General features: G+C 45.7%; 15 protein-coding genes. 6 read left to right on the forward strand and 9 right to left on the reverse strand.

The window, feature by feature from the left end; genetic code table 11:
• Nucleotides 1-5: 5 nt before the first annotated feature.
• Complete coding sequence (hppD, locus tag J0L70_RS00535; RefSeq protein ID WP_287452660.1) at nucleotides 6-1,097, reverse strand: 4-hydroxyphenylpyruvate dioxygenase; 1,092 nt, start codon at nucleotides 1,095-1,097, stop codon at nucleotides 6-8.
• A 468-nt stretch (nucleotides 1,098-1,565) separates the two neighbouring features.
• On the opposite strand from hppD, the gene J0L70_RS00540 reads away from it, so the two are divergent.
• The gene (locus J0L70_RS00540) at nucleotides 1,566-2,447 is read left to right on the forward strand and encodes a hypothetical protein (protein WP_287452661.1); all 882 of its coding nucleotides are present in this window, start codon (nucleotides 1,566-1,568) and stop codon (nucleotides 2,445-2,447) included.
• Nucleotides 2,444-3,751, forward strand: a complete 1,308-nt coding sequence (fahA, locus tag J0L70_RS00545) for a fumarylacetoacetase (protein ID WP_287452662.1) — start codon at nucleotides 2,444-2,446, stop codon at nucleotides 3,749-3,751. Before J0L70_RS00540 ends, fahA begins: the two co-directional genes overlap by 4 nt.
• A 7-nt stretch (nucleotides 3,752-3,758) precedes the next feature.
• Here the strand turns inward: fahA and J0L70_RS00550 are convergent, their stop codons facing one another.
• Complete coding sequence (locus J0L70_RS00550) at nucleotides 3,759-4,256, reverse strand: helix-turn-helix domain-containing protein (RefSeq protein WP_017290681.1); 498 nt, start codon at nucleotides 4,254-4,256, stop codon at nucleotides 3,759-3,761.
• Between the two features lie 350 nt (nucleotides 4,257-4,606).
• Between J0L70_RS00550 and J0L70_RS00555 the strand changes: the two genes are divergently transcribed.
• The gene (locus tag J0L70_RS00555; RefSeq protein ID WP_017290680.1) at nucleotides 4,607-5,047 is read left to right on the forward strand and encodes a hypothetical protein; all 441 of its coding nucleotides are present in this window, start codon (nucleotides 4,607-4,609) and stop codon (nucleotides 5,045-5,047) included.
• 44 nt (nucleotides 5,048-5,091) lie between these two features.
• Entirely contained in the window at nucleotides 5,092-5,604 is a 513-nt protein-coding gene (locus J0L70_RS00560) for a hypothetical protein (RefSeq protein ID WP_190651782.1), read from the forward strand.
• A gap of 198 nt (nucleotides 5,605-5,802) precedes the next feature.
• Here the strand turns inward: J0L70_RS00560 and arsB are convergent, their stop codons facing one another.
• From arsB to J0L70_RS00595, 7 genes are all read right to left on the reverse strand, one after another.
• Nucleotides 5,803-6,957 carry an ACR3 family arsenite efflux transporter gene (gene arsB, locus J0L70_RS00565; protein ID WP_190651780.1) on the reverse strand — a complete coding sequence of 385 codons (1,155 nt, stop codon included), beginning with the start codon at nucleotides 6,955-6,957 and terminating at the stop codon, nucleotides 5,803-5,805.
• Between the two features lie 4 nt (nucleotides 6,958-6,961).
• Nucleotides 6,962-8,224, reverse strand: a complete 1,263-nt coding sequence (arsJ, locus tag J0L70_RS00570; protein ID WP_190651779.1) for an organoarsenical effux MFS transporter ArsJ — start codon at nucleotides 8,222-8,224, stop codon at nucleotides 6,962-6,964.
• A gap of 18 nt (nucleotides 8,225-8,242) precedes the next feature.
• Nucleotides 8,243-9,253 (reverse strand): ArsJ-associated glyceraldehyde-3-phosphate dehydrogenase, encoded by a 1,011-nt coding sequence (locus J0L70_RS00575; RefSeq protein WP_287452664.1) that lies wholly within the window; start codon nucleotides 9,251-9,253, stop codon nucleotides 8,243-8,245.
• Nucleotides 9,254-9,435: 182 nt separating this feature from the next.
• Nucleotides 9,436-10,572: a PstS family phosphate ABC transporter substrate-binding protein gene (locus J0L70_RS00580; protein WP_287452665.1), complete on the reverse strand. Its 1,137-nt coding sequence runs from the start codon at nucleotides 10,570-10,572 to the stop codon at nucleotides 9,436-9,438.
• A 71-nt stretch (nucleotides 10,573-10,643) separates the two neighbouring features.
• Nucleotides 10,644-10,973 carry an ArsR/SmtB family transcription factor gene (locus J0L70_RS00585; RefSeq protein WP_017290675.1) on the reverse strand — a complete coding sequence of 110 codons (330 nt, stop codon included), beginning with the start codon at nucleotides 10,971-10,973 and terminating at the stop codon, nucleotides 10,644-10,646.
• A 142-nt stretch (nucleotides 10,974-11,115) separates the two neighbouring features.
• Nucleotides 11,116-12,387: an ATP-grasp domain-containing protein gene (locus J0L70_RS00590; protein WP_287452667.1), complete on the reverse strand. Its 1,272-nt coding sequence runs from the start codon at nucleotides 12,385-12,387 to the stop codon at nucleotides 11,116-11,118.
• 20 nt (nucleotides 12,388-12,407) lie between these two features.
• Nucleotides 12,408-13,313, reverse strand: a complete 906-nt coding sequence (locus J0L70_RS00595) for an isoaspartyl peptidase/L-asparaginase family protein (protein WP_287452668.1) — start codon at nucleotides 13,311-13,313, stop codon at nucleotides 12,408-12,410.
• Nucleotides 13,314-13,769: 456 nt separating this feature from the next.
• On the opposite strand from J0L70_RS00595, the gene J0L70_RS00600 reads away from it, so the two are divergent.
• Complete coding sequence (locus J0L70_RS00600; RefSeq protein WP_017290672.1) at nucleotides 13,770-14,576, forward strand: alpha/beta fold hydrolase; 807 nt, start codon at nucleotides 13,770-13,772, stop codon at nucleotides 14,574-14,576.
• A complete protein-coding gene (locus J0L70_RS00605; protein ID WP_287452670.1) occupies nucleotides 14,561-17,167 on the forward strand; it encodes an ATP-binding protein in 2,607 nt (868 codons plus the stop codon). Before J0L70_RS00600 ends, J0L70_RS00605 begins: the two co-directional genes overlap by 16 nt.
• The last annotated feature ends 2 nt before the right edge of the window (nucleotides 17,168-17,169 follow it).

The following is a 17,169-nucleotide window of genomic DNA, read 5'->3' on the forward strand; positions in this document are numbered from 1 at the left end:
TCTGCCTAGAGATTTCCTCGCAGGGCTTGTTCACGTTCGATCGCCTCAAATAAAGCTTTGAAATTGCCTTCACCAAAGCTTTGAGCACCATGACGCTCAATGATTTCAAAGAACAAAGTCGGACGGTCTTCAACAGGCTGTGTAAATATTTGGAGTAAATAACCCTCCTGATCGCGATCGACTAAAATTCCGAGTTCTGCTAGACGATCAATCGATTCATTAATCTTGCCAACTCGTGTTTCTAAATCTTCGTAGTAGGAGCGTGGGACATTCAGAAACTCAACGCCTGACTGTTTGAGTTTTGTAACCGTCTCTACAATGTTGTGAGTTGAGTAAGCAATATGCTGCACTCCCGCCCCTTGATGAAATTCCAAATACTCCTGAATCTGCGATTTTCCCTTTCTTAAAGCAGGTTCATTAATCGGGAGTTTAATCTTGCCAGAGCCATCTTGCACCACTTTCGACATCAATGCTGAATACTCAGTCGAAATCGCTGCATCATCAAAGCCAACCAACAACTGAAAGCCCATTGTGTCAGCAAAAAAATTCACCCAATGTTCCATTTCACCTTGTTCAACATTGCCAACAATATGATCAATGGTTTGAAGCCCTGCGTCATGATTTGGTAGCGCTGAATGTCGAGCTTGAAACTGGGGTGCAAAAATGCCTCGATAGTTCTGTCGATCGACAAACTTGAGAAGGACATCTCCATAGATGTGAATCGCTGCATAGTGCAGAATTCCTGTTTCATCTTCTGCAAGAGTTGGCGGTATTGCAGCGATCGCTCCTCGCGCAGTTACGTGTTGATAAGCGTCTGTCACGTTGGGAACCTGCACAGCAATCACAGCGACATGATCGCCGTGCTTCAACACACTCTGAGCAATCGGATGATCAGAATTCAGCGCTGTACTGAGAACTAATCGAATTGCGCCTTGCTGCATGACATACGAAGCAACTTTGCGACTCCCTGTTTCTAAGCCCCGATACGCTATGTTTGTGAATTGAAAGAACGTTTCATAAAAACTTGCTGCCTGCCTTGCGTTGCCGACATAAAACTCAAGGTGATCAAAACATAAAATAGAAAATAACTCAGCCATTAGGTTCCTCCTTAGTAGAGGAAAGGTAAATAAAATTAGCCCCTCTCAGCCGAGAAGAATGCATCAAGAGCCTTACTCTTACATACAAGCCCTGTAGAGAAGCAGACAAAACGCCTGAAAGCCCCTTCGCTTCACTTGCCTGTGATTGGAAGTGACAGGCGGAACAATGCAAAGAACTTTAACAGTCAATGAGGTCAAGAACCAGTGACGCCTAAAGTAGCTAGCAAGAATCAAGAAGAAGTTGTGAAAATTTGTGAATCTGATAGATAGCTACCCAACGGGTTTGAAGCGCTGTTTAGGATAGAGTTCCTGAGGCTTCTCAAAATCAGTTACTAGAACCAATCTGAGAAGCCATAATTAGATTATAGATTTAACTTTTCAGAATTGCTAATCACAAGGATAGATTTAAGAGAATGCTGAAGACATACATCAAATCTTCAAGTTGCTGATTAAAGGAGGTATCACCGAGTGTTAACGTCGCTCAAACAACTTCTCACACGGATTATAGACTATGCCGGACTCTTTCCCCCTGCACAGCTAAGCCTACCTGAAGCAATAAATATTTACGATCGTGCTCACGCTTCTCCACATTGTTGGATGCTTGATCGCTTCGTCTTGCCTGCCGCTCGCCTTCTAGAGTTCATCAAGCTTTTACCTTCTGAGAATGCCGCTTCATCTCAGCCCTGCTCATTAAGCGTGATTGTGTCTAGAAACTGTCGCTCAGACTTAGAGCAGATATATCAACTCACTAAAATAGAGCCTTCTATTCGTATTCGTGCCTTAGAATTTGCCCCACTCTCACCTATTGAGATTCAGTCAATCAGGCTAGAAATACCGACTGAAGTAGATACTTTTTTTGAAATTCCGTTTAATGTTGATTTAGAACCCTATCTAGATATTCTGCACCAAATCGGAGCAGGCGCAAAGTTGCGAACAGGTGGTGTCACGAGCGATGCATTTCCTAATAGTACGCAACTGGGACAACGCATCTTATCCTTAGCAAATGCTAGAATTCCCTTCAAGGTAACGGCTGGATTACATCATGCCATACGAGGTCATTGCTTCACTGATGCTTTGAACAGAACTTCTACAACAATGCACGGCTTTTTGAATGTTGCGATCGCTTCAGCTTTTACCTATCAACAAGCTATCCCACTGAATGAAGTTGTGGCAATCCTTGAGGAGTCGTCGATCGATGCATTCCAACTGAGCGATATCGAAATTGGCTGGCATGAGTTCTCGCTTCCAAGATCAGCGATCGAGTATTCTCGACAGCAATTCTTTCGATCGGTCGGTTCTTGTTCTTTTGAAGAACCAATTCATGACCTTTATAACTTGAAACTTTTATGACCTGCGCGATTGATTTCACTCACGATCCAAATTTGCGGAGTTGGGTTCACTCTGCAAATCAAGCCGACACTGATTTCCCAATTCAGAATCTTCCTTTTGGAATATTTCAAGCCCAACATCGTTCTGAAACACCGCATATTGGCGTTGCGATCGGCGATCAAATTCTCGATCTCATGGCTTGCCAGAAACTTGGGCGACTTGAGGAACTACCAGAAGCTCTGCAAGCTGCCTGCTGTGCTTCGACCTTAAACTCATTGATGGCGATGGGGAAGCCAGCCTCGTTACGCCTGCGCCATCATCTCAGCCAATTACTTCGTGTCGGACAAGCACCCGATAGCAGAATCCTTGTTTCGATGTCAGACGCACAATTGCTTTTGCCTGCCACGATCGGCGATTACACAGATTTCTACGCTTCTATTTTTCACGCAACCAATGTGGGTAAGCTATTTCGCCCCGACAATCCCCTACTGCCGAACTATAAATATGTCCCGATCGCGTATCACGGACGAGCATCATCCATTGTTCCAACTGGCACTTCAATCAAACGTCCCCACGGTCAGCAGAAACCAGCAAATCGCTCAACTCCGACATTGGCCCCGACTCAAATGTTGGACTATGAGCTTGAAGTCGGTTGCTTTGTGGGAAAAGGAAATGACTTAGGAGACACCATCTCGATCGATCAAGCAGAAGACCACTTATTCGGCTTATGCCTTGTAAATGATTGGTCGGCGCGGGACATTCAAGCTTGGGAATACCAGCCCCTTGGTCCTTTTCTGTCTAAAAGCTTTGCCACTACACTCTCTCCCTGGGTTGTGACGATGGAAGCTCTTGCTCCATTTCGAGGCACTGCATTTACAAGGTCAGTCGATGATCCGCCAATTCTGCCTTATCTCATGTCATCTTCTAATCAAAGTACAGGTGGGATTTCCATAAAACTAGAAGTCATGTTGTCTTCTGCAAAAATGCGTCAAGAGAGCATCGCCCCCTTGCGTCTAAGTCAGAGCAACTTCCAACATATGTATTGGACAGTGGCACAAATGCTCACCCATCATGCGAGTAATGGCTGCAATCTTCGCCCTGGAGATTTATTTGCTAGCGGAACAATTTCAGGCAATGAAACAGGGACTCAAGGCTGCTTGTTAGAACTCACGCAACGAGGAACACAGCCGATCACGCTTCCAACGGGAGAAGTGCGATCGTTTCTAGTCGAAGGAGATGAAGTTACGCTTCAGGGCTATTGTGAAGAAAAGGGGTACGTCAAGATTGGGATGGGTCAATGTCAGGGCAGGATTGCGCAAACTTAATAGTCAATTAAATCGTTGTCTTCTGCTTTCTAGGAATATTTCGAGCTAAAAACTGCCGCTTCACAATTTCATAAGCTTGTTTGTAAATCTGGAAGTCTGTCGGTTTTTCGATCTCTGGCACACTTCGAGTCACGGTATGAAATGCTTGGACGATCGCATTCAATCCAGCGATCGCATCTTCTTGAGGAATCACGATGTGAACTGAATCTTTACTAAATTTCGTGGCATACTCAAGAGCACTGCGCCTCGCAAGTTTCTCGATTTTATTTTCGTGAACCAGCCGTGCAACTTCAGTCAGATCCACTCCAATAATCCGAGCAATGCGATTTGCTGTGCGTTCATCAGGATTGCTTTCTTTGCGGCAAATCCAGCCAAGTCCTGCTCTTGAAATGTTCACATCTCTCGCAAGTTGGCTCATATTAGTCTGAGGATTTTTTTCGAGATAATTTAAAACTAAAATTCCGAATGCCGAACATTCTTCTAAACGAAGCTTTAATGGGTTCATGACTAAACCATATCGCTTTAAGCGCAGGGGATTTACTTCATACAGTAGGTCGAAGATTTTTCATACTCATCTATCGATTGTTAGACATAAACTGAATCATTAATTGCCTCGTAGAAAAACCCCAAGAGGTAGACTGACTTGCAACCTCAGACAGGTGAAATCAGCTGAGCAACATCTTTACTCTTAAGCAAAAGTAGAGCATTTACTTTAGAAGTTAGGACATGCCCTATGGCACTTCATTAGGAAAGTTGTCCAGATCTCCACCATTCGGAAAGATTTTGCAGACAGATTCTTCACCCAGAGTTTTGTCCGCATGACTTCGATATCCACTTATTACTCAGGAGGATACCGTGAACGTTTTTCAACACAGTCGCAAGGTTCTCGCAACCATTGCGCTCGTTTTCGTTGTGCTATTTACCACTGCATGTAGTGCTGCAACTGCTAAAGCACCTCCAACCAATGTTTCTGCACCCATTACCCGCAGTTATAGCCAGCTTGAACGCGGCAATTCAGGAGTAGGACAAGATTTTGGCAACTGGGTTGTGACGACCAGCAAAGGTTTGATCAAAGATGCCTACGTGCGCGACAACAATAAATTAGGGGTTGTGATTTCTTCACAGGTGCGTCCGACCGAAGTCAAAGATCTGACTCGATCGCTGACGCAAGGATTTCATAAAAACTTTCCCAATCAAGATCTCACGGTCTTAGTTTATGCCCCGGACAAGCAGTTGATTCTGACGGCTCAGTATGATCAACAGTCCAACAAGATTCAATATCAGTCTGCAAGTTAGTAACGTATCTACAGTATTTAGTGATTTGACTAGGAGAAATGATCATGTCGAGTAGTGACGCTTATAAGCGCCAAGTCATGCAAGATTTGGCGGGTGGAAATACCGAGAGCATTGACGAAGAAAGCACTTCACAGAACTATCAAAATTTTGATGATTTTGCTCAACGATCGACAAGAGATGAACGTCATCAGATCTTTAGCCGTTCTTTCAATCCAAATCAGGTGCCCTCAAGCCAGATGGAACCCGAACTGCAAAAAGCGATTGCGCAAATCAAACCCAATGAGCGAGATGATGTGGCGCGAGAATTTTTCAGCCATCTTAAGAAACGCGGCATTCACGATCGCGATTTAGAAAAGCAACTTGGACTATCGACCCATCATCCAAGTCGCATGAGTGCAGATGATGTCAGTAAACTGGCTGCCTTTGTGTATCACAATCACCCGGATATTTTTCATGATGTGTTAGCCGATCAACCTGCATTGGTGAAATTCCTGAGTAATCCGGTTGTCGGTGCTGCCTTTGGTGCGATCGCAGCAAAATGGTTGGGTCATCGGTAAATTCAGAACTGAATGAATTCAGTTCGAATTCTTCCCAGTTAGCCTGTAAGGTACTAGCGCTCCGACTACTTTAGCTCATGGATAAGTGGTGGTCGGAATGCGCTGTACTCTATATTTTAAGAGAGCCGATGTCTCAAAGGACACTTTAAAGACAACAGAGAATGTGGATTTTGAGCAGAAACTGAGACGCAATGCGGTTCAGTGGCGAGACGAGATACAACGCGGATCGGGTAAGGTTGCTTTTTCAGGCTGGCGCGGAAACCAAAAGGCAGTGCGTTTACAGACTTCTATCAGCATCAGCATCACTGGGACTTCGATCAATACCCCGACAACGGTTGCTAGGGCGGCTCCAGAATTTAAGCCAAACAAAACAACAGCGGTGGCGATCGCAACTTCAAAATGATTGCTTGCTCCAATCAGTGCAACGGGAGCTGCATCTTCATAAGGCAATCGAAGTTTCAGAGCAGCAACATATGAAATCAGAAAAATAAAATTGGTTTGCAAAAAGAGTGGGACTGCAATCAGCAAGATGTGTAGGGGATTGCTAACAATTAATTCTCCCTTAAACGCGAACAGCAGAATCAAGGTGATCAGTAGGGCTGAAATTGCGATCGGGTTCAGGTACTTCAAAAACTTTTGCTCAAACCACGCTCGCCCTTTGTGTTTCAAAATCCAGTGGCGCGAGTAAATCCCAGCAATTAATGGCAAACCAACATAAATGGCAACGGAAAGCGCGATCGTTTCCCATGGAACAGCTAGATCATTTGCTGCCAATAACCAACGCCCCAAAGGTGCATACAGAAACAACATCACAAGTGAATTTACCGCAACCATCACTAAGGTATGACCTTGATTGCTATAGGATAAGTAACCCCACATCAGCACCATTGCAGTACATGGCGCAATTCCCAACAGAATCGTTCCAGCAATGTACGAATTCGCTAACGTCACTTCGCTGCCTCTGATCACCTCAGTTCCAGTCAGCAAAGGACGAAACACTCCTCCTAAAAATCCTTGAGCAAAAGCAACCATCGTAAACGGCTTAATGAGCCAGTTCGCGACTAGGGTTAAAATCACAGGAGTCGGAGCGCGAACGGCTTGCTTAGCTTGTGAGAAGTCGATCTTCACCATGATGGGATACATCATGAAAAACAAGCAAACCGCGATCGGAATTGATACCTGATAAAGGCTCATTGCATCTAGCGTTGTTGCAATCTCCGGAAACAGTCTTCCTAGCACAATGCCGATACCAATGCACAAAAAGACCCAAAGAGTTAGATATTTCTCAAAGAAGCTCAATGCACTGCCAGCTTGTACGGGAACAGTATTCGTCGATCGAGGATTGAGGCTCATCGCATTAGTCTCCGTCTTTTGCTTTCCAAGCGATCGCTTTACTCGGCTTTGGGGTTGGCAATTTGAGAGAAATCAGTGCAGCAGCAACAACAAATGCGGCTGAAGTCCACAAGCAGCCGATCAGCCCAAAGCTTTGATAGATTAGCCCTGATAAAACGGTTCCTGCCAATCGTCCTCCAGAGTTTGCCATATAGTAAAACCCGACATTCAGGGCGACTTTATCATCATCCGTATACGCGAGAACCAAGTAAGAATGTACGGCTGAATTGAACGCAAAGACAACACCAAAAATCAGTAAGCCACCGACGATCGCAGAGTTTGGATCGACCCCAACAGCAAGCGCGATCGCGATTAAGGCAGGTACGATCGTCAAAGTAACCGTCCAAAATCGAATCGTACTCGTCGAGGGCGGACGACCCGACCCAAATCGCTGAATTAACGCAGGGGCAGAGGATTGAACAATTCCGTAGCCAATGACCCAGAGCGCCATGAAGCTACCGACTTGGTAGAATGACCAGCCGAGTACTCCACGTAAGAACACAGGTAAGCCAACAACAAACCAAACATCCCGAGAACCAAAGAGAAAAAATCTTGCGGCTGACAAGATATTGATTTCGCGACTCTTAGAAAACAGTTGTGTAAATTTCACCTTGGCTTTGATTTTGCCCATACCTTTCGGCAACATCAATCCAGTGAACATCAATACAAACAATCCACCTGCCATCCACCACAGCGAATTGACAAAGCCGATCGATGCAAGTAGCGCAGCACCTAGAAAGAATCCGAATCCTTTGAGCGCATTCTTTGATCCAGTGAGAATTGCAACCCATTTGAACAATGAAGACTGTGCATCTTGGGGCACAACCAATCGGATCGCACTCTTAGAACTCATTTTCGTCAGATCTTTTGCAATGCCAGAAAAGGCTTGAGAGACCATCACATATCCAACTGCAAACCATTGCGCCCAGTTACGATCGAGAAATGACAACATCACCAATGCAAAGATCTGCAACCCGATTCCTGCATAGAGCGTCACTTTTAACCCAAGTTGAGAGCCGATCCAACCTCCGAAGAAATTAGTCACAACTCCAAACACTTCATAAAACAGAAAGAGAAATGCAACTTGCAACGGCGAGTAACCAATCTCGTAAAAATAGAGCAGAACTAACAATCTCAATGCGCCATCAGTGATTGTAAATCCCCAATAAGCAAGCGTCACGAGGATGTAGTTTTTTAGGTTGGCATTATGAGCCGTTGTAGATGACATAGGGCAATGATAAAAGGGTTAATTCAAACTCAATGCAACTTTTCGAGCCAGTTCGACCATACGATTCGAGTAGCCCCATTCGTTGTCATACCAAGCCAAAATTTTTACCTGGGTTTCATCGACAACCATTGTGGAGAGGGCATCAATAATCGACGATCGCGGATCATCTTTATAGTCGATCGACACCAACGGACGTTCTTCGTATCCCAAAATGCCGTTTAACGAAGTTTCCGAGGCTGTTTTGAGCAATTGGTTCACCTCTTCAACACTGGTCGATCGCGCGACTTCAAACACGCAATCTGTCAGCGAGGCATTGAGCAAGGGAACTCGCACTGCTAAACCATTCAACTTACCATTGAGTTCCGGATAGATTAGCCCGATCGCGGTTGCTGATCCTGTAGTTGTTGGAATGAGGGATAAGCTTGTGGCTCTCGCACGACGCAAATCTTTATGGGGAGCATCAACGATCGTTTGAGTGTTGGTATTGTCGTGAATCGTTGTAATGATTCCATGCTTGATGCCTAGCCCCTCATGAATCACTTTCACTACAGGCGCAAGGCAATTGGTCGTACAAGATGCGGCAGTTAGGAGGTGATGCTCATCCGACTGATAAAGATGGTCATTGATTCCCATGACAATATTGAGCGCTCCTTGTTTGACGGGAGCCGCGACAATCACCTTTTTCACTCCGCGCTTGAAGTAGGGATCAAGTGTTTCAGGAGTGCGAAACTTACCTGAACATTCCAGCACGATATCAACGCCGTAATCTTCCCAAGAGACTTCACCGGGTTTCGCATATTCGCTGAAGGTCACAGGCTGTCCATCAATGAGAATTCGATCGCTTCCAGCTTCGACATCGGGTGCCCATCGCCCATGCACTGAATCAAATTTGAGTAAATGAGCGGCAGTTTCCGCTCCGCCTTTGACTTCGTTGATGTGAACAAATTCAAATTCCGACCAACCCCAAGCAGCACGGAAATCGAGCCGTCCAATCCGACCAAAACCATTGATTCCAACTCGTACAACCATGTGCCTCACCTTAAAGCTACTGCTTCATTTCAACTTAAATTAGAATAACGTTAGAGTTATTCTAATGCAATACTTCAATTCAGGGCTATTTTAGATAAATCAAATCTAAAAAACTTGTTTTGATTTTCCAGAGTTGTGACGACTTCGCGACGTATCGATCGCAATCTTGCTCAACGCGATTCCTAAAATACAGCTTGTTTACGAAGGAGTTCACTAATCGTCAAATCAGGCTGAGGAACCCCATCAAATACTGTTCCTACCTTGCCTTGATAGAAGTGCAGGTTCGTCAATCGGTAGCCTTCATCCGGTAGTGGAATGTATCCGACCTGGGTGACAAACCGTTTAGCATTGTCGAGGTAGTATGTTACAAACGCTTGCAGTTCCGGTTTACGCTGTGCAGCAGTAATGTTGACGTAGATAAATAAGGGACGAGAGAACGGGCGATACTGCGCTTTCTCAACCGTTTCGCGTGAGGGTAAAACTGCACCACGACCTTCATAATCAACAGCAAGGGCTTTAAGTTCATTTTGCTTGGCTTCATAGTACGAAAGCCCAAAGTAGCCTAGAGCATTGGGATCTTTTAGGACTCCTGCGACTAACTCATTGTCATCTTCGCTGGCAGTGTAATCTGTTCGGCTCTCATTTGGCTTTCCGGTCGTGACTTCATTGAAATAGTTGAATGTTCCAGACTCTTTGCCTGCACCATATAGTTTGAGTGGTTGGTTTGGGTAGGAGGCGCGAACCTGGTTCCAGTTCGTAATTTTGCCTTGAGCAGCAGGTTCCCAAATCTTCTTCAGTTCGGCAACCGTAATATCTTTTGCCCAAGTATTTTGCGGATTAACCACCAGGGTAAGGGCATCAAACGCGATCGGTAGCTCATAGAAACGCACTCCTGTTTTTCCACAAGCCTCGATTTCTTCTTTAAGAATCGGGCGAGAAGCATTGTTGATATCGATTTCACCAGCACAGAATTTTTTGAAGCCGCTGCTTGTGCCAGAGAACTTAACGTCGATCGCACCCGCTTTGTCCCCTTTTTCTTTGCGATACTCTTTCGCAGCGACCTCCGAAACTGGGTAAACTGTGCTCGATCCATCGATTTTAATCCCAGAGTAAGTCGGCACAACTGGGTTTGGCACATCTGCTCTTACAGGAGTAGAAGACTGGGATGGATTAGAGTCAGTTGCCTGATTCGAGGAGGTACAGCCAACTAATCCAGCCGTCATGACAAATCCAGTCCCTAGCAAAAACTTGAAGAGAGTTGAGGTCTGCATTTTCATAATGAAGCTCATTGATGCTTCAATAATTAACAGCTCAATCATTTCAAATAAATTTGATTTGCTCAAGTGTGCTACAAAACATTCTGCTTAAGAATTGTAAAAAACTTGATGGATTATTCCGAGTCGCGACAGCTTCGAGCGGGTAAGATTGGGCTGAAACGGCGAAATTCAGCGAGGTACTGTTCGAGGACAACGAACTGTGGCAAATTCAAACTGTAATAAATCCAACGTCCTTCTTGCCGAGACTTGACCAACTGAGCTTCTTTCAATGTTTTAAGATGAAAAGAAAGCTTTGATTGGGTGACGCTTAAAGCTTCACACAGATCACAAACGCAAAGTTCGCGATCGCGCAGCAAATCTAGCACTTGAACACGCAATGGCTCAGAGAGTGCATGAAAGCCCACAATCACTAAATTTGATGAAACCTCGGTCGCTTTAGCCATCAATTTTTCTCAAAATGACGATTAGAGTAGTCTCTCTCAGTTTAGCCTGTAAATTAAAGAAAAAGCGCGCATGTAATACGCATTGTCTCTGGAATTCAAAGAGCGACCTACTTCACTGAACAAATCATGCAGAATCTATGCCTTAACCTGCTAATGTCAATCCTTTATCATGCAGGTGTTGTTCAATTTGCCGCATCTCTTCTCGCGTTGCTCCTGTCACAATGCCATAAATCTCAGTATAAATTTTGCCGTACTTCACTTTCTCTAGTGCTGAGAGGATCAAAAAATCTTTCCGCTCTAGCTCTCGTTTCAACTCCGTCAAGATAGAATCGAGCGTTCCTTCCATGCGGTAACTGCTAGCGTATTTCGCGATCGCTTTATCTAAATTCAAGAGTTCATGGCGCTGAAGACACAAAGGAGTAGACCCGTTAATCCGAAAATTAGCATCGATCGCATAGAGTTGTCCGTCTCTATCTTCCAAGATATCTACACCAATCACCCCAAAATATCCTTGTTTGTGAGCATAGTTCCCTACTGCCTCAATGATTTCAAAGAACTGGCTCAAATCATTGTGATAGTCAATCAAACCACCCAGATAGTCCCCTGTAGAGCTAACCAATTGCTGAGTTACACCAATCAGGGAAATGTTGCCTTGTTGATTGACATAAAATTGAACGCAGTAATTATGCACCTCATGCTGAATGAACTCTGAGACCACAATCGTTTGGAGTAGATTGATCTTGAGATACTTCTTCAGTTCGTGTAAGCAATAGTTCAGATCACTATCATTACGAATGATATAAGTTCCCTCACCTGAAAGACCATGTGAGGTTTTAATCAAATAAGGAAATTGGGCTGGCAGGCTAATTTGATCAAGGCTCGTTTGAGCTAAATGATAGGTTTGATAGTTCGGGCAAGGCACTCCCAACTCGGCAAGGGTTACTTTACTCAGCAAGTAGTAATGGGTGTCTGGGTGAATCGCGTGCTTTTCGGGTCGTAATCGGTCAAACGGAAATAAAGTGATTATGCGATCGTACTGATCACTCTCATTGAGATCATCCAAGTACGTCGAACAATCCATCATCTTTAACTGCTGATCCTGAAAATCAAACTGATCGCGCCAGTACTGAACAAGCAGAGATGGAGGCGGAACAATCACAATCCCAGGTAGCGTATCCCCTAGAACTGCTAAATTTTTCCAAGGTTCCTTCTGGCAAATTTTATCAAACGAAGTTTTAGTCGCTTCACTACTCCCATCTTGCAAAAAGTATTGCTGCGTATTTGGATAAGCTGCCCAACTTGCCGTAGCAGGATAGTTCAAAATGAGGGCATCGCGATCGACTTGAATATCCTGAGCAAATAAGTCAGACAGCGAATTGCCTTGAAAAAATGGAAAGGGACTTGGAGAAGACATCACAAAACATTAGACAGGTTTTACAACGATTGAACGAGAGTTTGATCCTTACGGGTAAAAATGGCAGGTTGTACTAAATCCTCGCTCATATAAGCAACTGCCATGTCAGGAGAATTGTGTGCCCAACCGATGCGCCCTTGGCGATCGATTAAAATACATCCAGCTTCTCCCTCGACTCGACTGATTAGCGTCTCGATCGCCCATTGTGCAGCTGCATCAGGATGTTTGTCTTTTAACGCATCGATCGCTGTTTTGGCGAGTACTACTGGAATAATCGACTCACCATCACCCGTTGTCGAGCAGGCTCCCAGTTGATTGTCTGCATATAAGCCACAGCCAACTAATGCAGTATCCCCAACGCGCCCTTGAGGTTGTCCTGTCGTTCCACCCGTGGAAGTCCCCGCCACTAGATTTCCATCGGCATCAAGTGCAACACAACCGACCGTATTCGGACGATCCAAAACTTCGATCTCTTCTTTCCACTCCTGGTACTGTTCCTCACTCACCAGGGCTTCTTTAGCACAAATCTCAACAGCATGATTGCGGGCAAAACGTTCTCCACTGCGGGCAACTAGCAATCGCGGTTTCTCCTCCATAATTTTGCGAGCTACTACAATGGGATGACGAACTCCTTGCACTGCGGCAACTGCTCCCCAACCTAACGTTGCTCCTTCCATCATCGCCGCATCAACTTCAACCTCGCCTTCACTGTTTAAAGTTGCGCCAAACCCTGCATTAAACGTTTGGTCAGATTCCAAGACCCGGATTGCTGCCTCAACTGCTCCTGCTGCACTTCCCCCTTGAATGAGGACTGCCCAACCCGCTTCAATTGCTGCTCGACATCCCGCTTGATTCGCTGCCACATCATTCTCTGAAATCGTTTTGGCTCCCCCATGCACGATGATCACAGGTTTCACGATCGTCATACTTCCCCCTAGCCCTAATGCCCGCTATGAGAACGACTGAGCTAGCAAGCTCACTCACCCCTTAGTAAAGCGCCTAGTTCAATGAAACTGAACAAATTCAGTTTCATTGAACACCAATTAGCATAATAACGATCTGAAAGCGATATCTCTATCTACAGCAACAAAGCAGATTTACACTCTATACCTTTGGGATTCAACCCTAGACCTGTAAACGCGATAACGAGTTCGGCATTCACCCAGGGCAATTGCTGGTTCAAAATGACGATCGCTAAAGTATGTCGAGGTTTATTCTACGGACTAATTACTAATAATTTTAGCCCAATCAGAAGAATTAGCAGCGGACGGGCTGTGGCTCCGTCTTTCCTCCCGAATATTGAGTAATACTAAGCTTGGTAAACAGAGTTGATAAGCAATGTCATGATGGGTATAGAAAGATCCCGGTAGAGGGGCTTGCAGATGCTGAGTCGAGTTCTCAATCGCCATCATGCTCAAGTGGTCGGTCAGGGCGAGCAAATCCTAGTGCTTGCACATGGGTTTGGCAGCGATCAAACCGCATGGCGGCACCAAGTTGAAGCGTTTACACCGTTTTACCGCATTCTGTTGTTTGATCACATTGGTGCAGGTCAATCCGATATGAATGCGTATAGTCCGCGTCGCTATCGGTCTTTGTACAGTTATGCTGAAGATGTGCTTGAACTGTTAGCAGAACTTCAGTTAACAGATGTCATTTTTGTCGGACATTCTGTGAGTGGCATGGTGGGATTGCTGGCTGCGCTGCTTGATCCGGCTCGGTTTCGGCAGTTATTGTTTATCAGTGCCTCTCCTCGGTATCTTAACGATCCGGCAACGAATTACATTGGCGGATTTGAGCAGTCAGATCTCGATGCCTTGTATGCGTCGATGTCAGCCAACTACTATGCCTGGGCTGGAGGTTTTGCACCCTTAGCCATGAGAAACCCAGAGCGCCCGGAGTTAGCAGGCGAGTTTGCAAAAACCCTCTCTGCGATTCGTCCTGATGTAGCACAAGCTGTTGCGCGAGTGATTTTTCAATCGGATCACCGCGCCGATCTTCCTAAGCTCACAGTCCCAACAACAATTCTTCAGTCAAACAATGATATCGCGGTACCGCCACAAGTTGGGCGATACATGGCAGATAAAATTTCTCAGGCTACGCTAATCAATATTGATGCTGAGGGGCATCTTCCTCATCTGAGTGCACCTGCCGTGGTAACTCGAACACTTGCAGAATGTTTTATCGTTTAAATCGCTTCGATTCTGATCCAGTTGCGTTTTGCGCTAATCAACATCCTGATTGGCTACCCACGTTTGCGCCGTTGATTTTCATGCTGATGTTGGCAGAGTTAGGGTTAGGAGTGCTGATACAAGCGCCTCTAGTGTGGCTGGTCGCTCCGGTTTTGTTTGCACTTTGCGTTGTATGTCCGCGATCGCAGTGGATGAGCGGACTCGGTTTTGTCGCTTTGTTAAACCGCGACATTCCCATCCGATCTGCGATCGCATTAGGAATTGTAGGTCTCTTGGGATCTGGAGTGAGAGTCTATCTGTTACGACAAGAATGGCAGCAGGCATCTCAAGCCATGCTGGCATCGCTCATTCAAGATGAAACTGCCCTCACACCAGAACACGCGATTCAGCAGGCATTAACTGCGCTCAAAAAAATTACGGGTGCAACAGGCGCGATCGCGCTCCGCCAGTTAGATGAAGTCACCGCTGAAGCACTAGCTGCATTACCGCATAATATCCTACCGGATCGACTGACAACGCCAATGTTGTTTGCAGAAGCACTCAGCCAAAATCAATGTCTGCACTACTCAGACTATGCTTCGACCCCGCAAGCCTCACCTGCTCTCCTAGCGCAAGGCGTTCGATCAATCGCTGTCTTACCGTTACAGCAGGTTGAGAACGTACAGGGAGCAATTGTGCTCCTGTGGCATCAGCGGATAAATCCCTCTCGATCGCTGCAACAATTTCTCGACTCTTTGCGGAGCGGACTAGGCAATCTGCTTAGGTTTCAAGATCTAACGCTGCGCTTTGATCAACTCCAAGCGCGATTTGAAGCCATGTTAGAAACAATTCCTCAAGGCATTGTCTTTATCGATGAAAGTGGCGAACAGGGATGGATCAATCACACCGCAGCCAAGTATCTGAATCTAGCGCATGGTGCAGTTGAGCCGAGCGCGATCGCGCAAGCAATGGTTGCTCTGCGCCTGAAAGCAGACAATCAAGCTGAAATTGCCGCCCAAGCAGCCGAGCTATTCACACAACCTGGCGCAAAAATTCGAGACTGGCACTGGTTTTTGAGTGATCCGCAGCCGATCGTATTAAGCCTTTCAAGTACACCAACCGATGGTCGAGATGTGCCTGGTCGCCTCTGGGTACTCGACAACATTACCGAGCGCAAGCAGGCAGAACTCGCGATGCAAACCGCGCGCGAACTTGCAGAATCAGCAACCCGTGCGAAAAGCGAATTTTTAGCGAATATGAGCCATGAGATCCGCACCCCGCTCAATGGCATTCTCGGCTACGCGCAGATTTTAGAAAAAGATCGAAGTCTCAACGAGTTTCAGAAAAAAGGAGTCGGCATCATTCATCAATGTGGAGAGCATCTGCTGACGCTGATCAACGATTTACTCGATTTATCTAAAATTGAAGCCGAGAAAATGGAGCTTGTCCCTCAGAAGTTTCATTTTCCATCCTTTCTCGAAGCGATCGCGGATATCTGCCAAATTCGCGCCGAACAAAGACAGATCACCTTGATTTATCAACCGCGATTGCCCTTGCCTCAATATGTTTATGCAGATGAAAAACGCTTGCGGCAAATTTTACTTAATATTTTAGGAAATGCGGTCAAATTCACCGAAGTTGGCAGCGTTTTATTTCAAGTAGGGTGCATTGAAAATACAAAAGTTCGCTTTGAGATACAAGATACCGGGATTGGCATTGCGCCAGAGCAGTTAGAAGCGATTTTTTCGCCATTTCAACAGGTGGGAGAATCCGATCGTAAAACGGAAGGCACCGGATTAGGGCTTTCGATTAGCAGTCAACTCCTGAAAATCATGGGTTCGGAGATTCATGTGAACAGTACGCTCGGAAAAGGTAGCACATTCTGGTTTGACTTAGTTCTGCCAGAAGTAGAAGCACGATCGCGGAGTGCCGATCCGAGCGCTGCTTCTCCACGTGCCGTAGTTGGCTATGCAGGCAGACCTCGCAGCGTTCTTGTCGTCGATGATCAAGCGGCGAACCGATCAGTTCTCGTTCATCTGCTAGAACCGCTAGGATTTAACGTCATCGAAGCCGAAAACGGTCAAGTCGCACTTCGTGAAGCCTATCAGAACAAACCCGATGCGATCTTGCTCGATCTGGTGATGCCCGTGATGGACGGATTCGAGGCAGTGCGCCAAATTCGGCAATCTCCAGATTTACGAGATACGATCGTCATTGCGACATCTGCTAGTGTTTTTGGATACGATCAGCAAGCCAGTCATGATTCAGGGTGCAATGGCTTTATTGCCAAGCCAATTCGAGAAACCGAACTGCTCGCACAACTTCAAACCCATCTCGATTTAGAGTGGCACTATGAAGCTGAAATTGAGACTTCTAGAGAGCATACTGTCTCTGAAAATGCTTTAGACCCAATTGTTGCTCCACCTCATGCCGAACTCAATACACTCTTCGATCTTGCCCGCATGGGCGATCTCAAAGGAATTCTTGAGCAAGCTACTCATCTAGAGCAACAAAACCCCGAATGGGAACCGTTCGTCGTTCAGCTTCGACGCTTGGCGCAGGGATTTAAGGAACGGCAAATTTTGGAATTAATCAAACGCTATCAGGGGTAGCT

It is taken from the genome of Leptolyngbya sp. UWPOB_LEPTO1 (assembly GCF_017302695.1).
In the GTDB taxonomy this organism is placed as follows: domain Bacteria; phylum Cyanobacteriota; class Cyanobacteriia; order Leptolyngbyales; family Leptolyngbyaceae; genus Leptolyngbya; species Leptolyngbya boryana.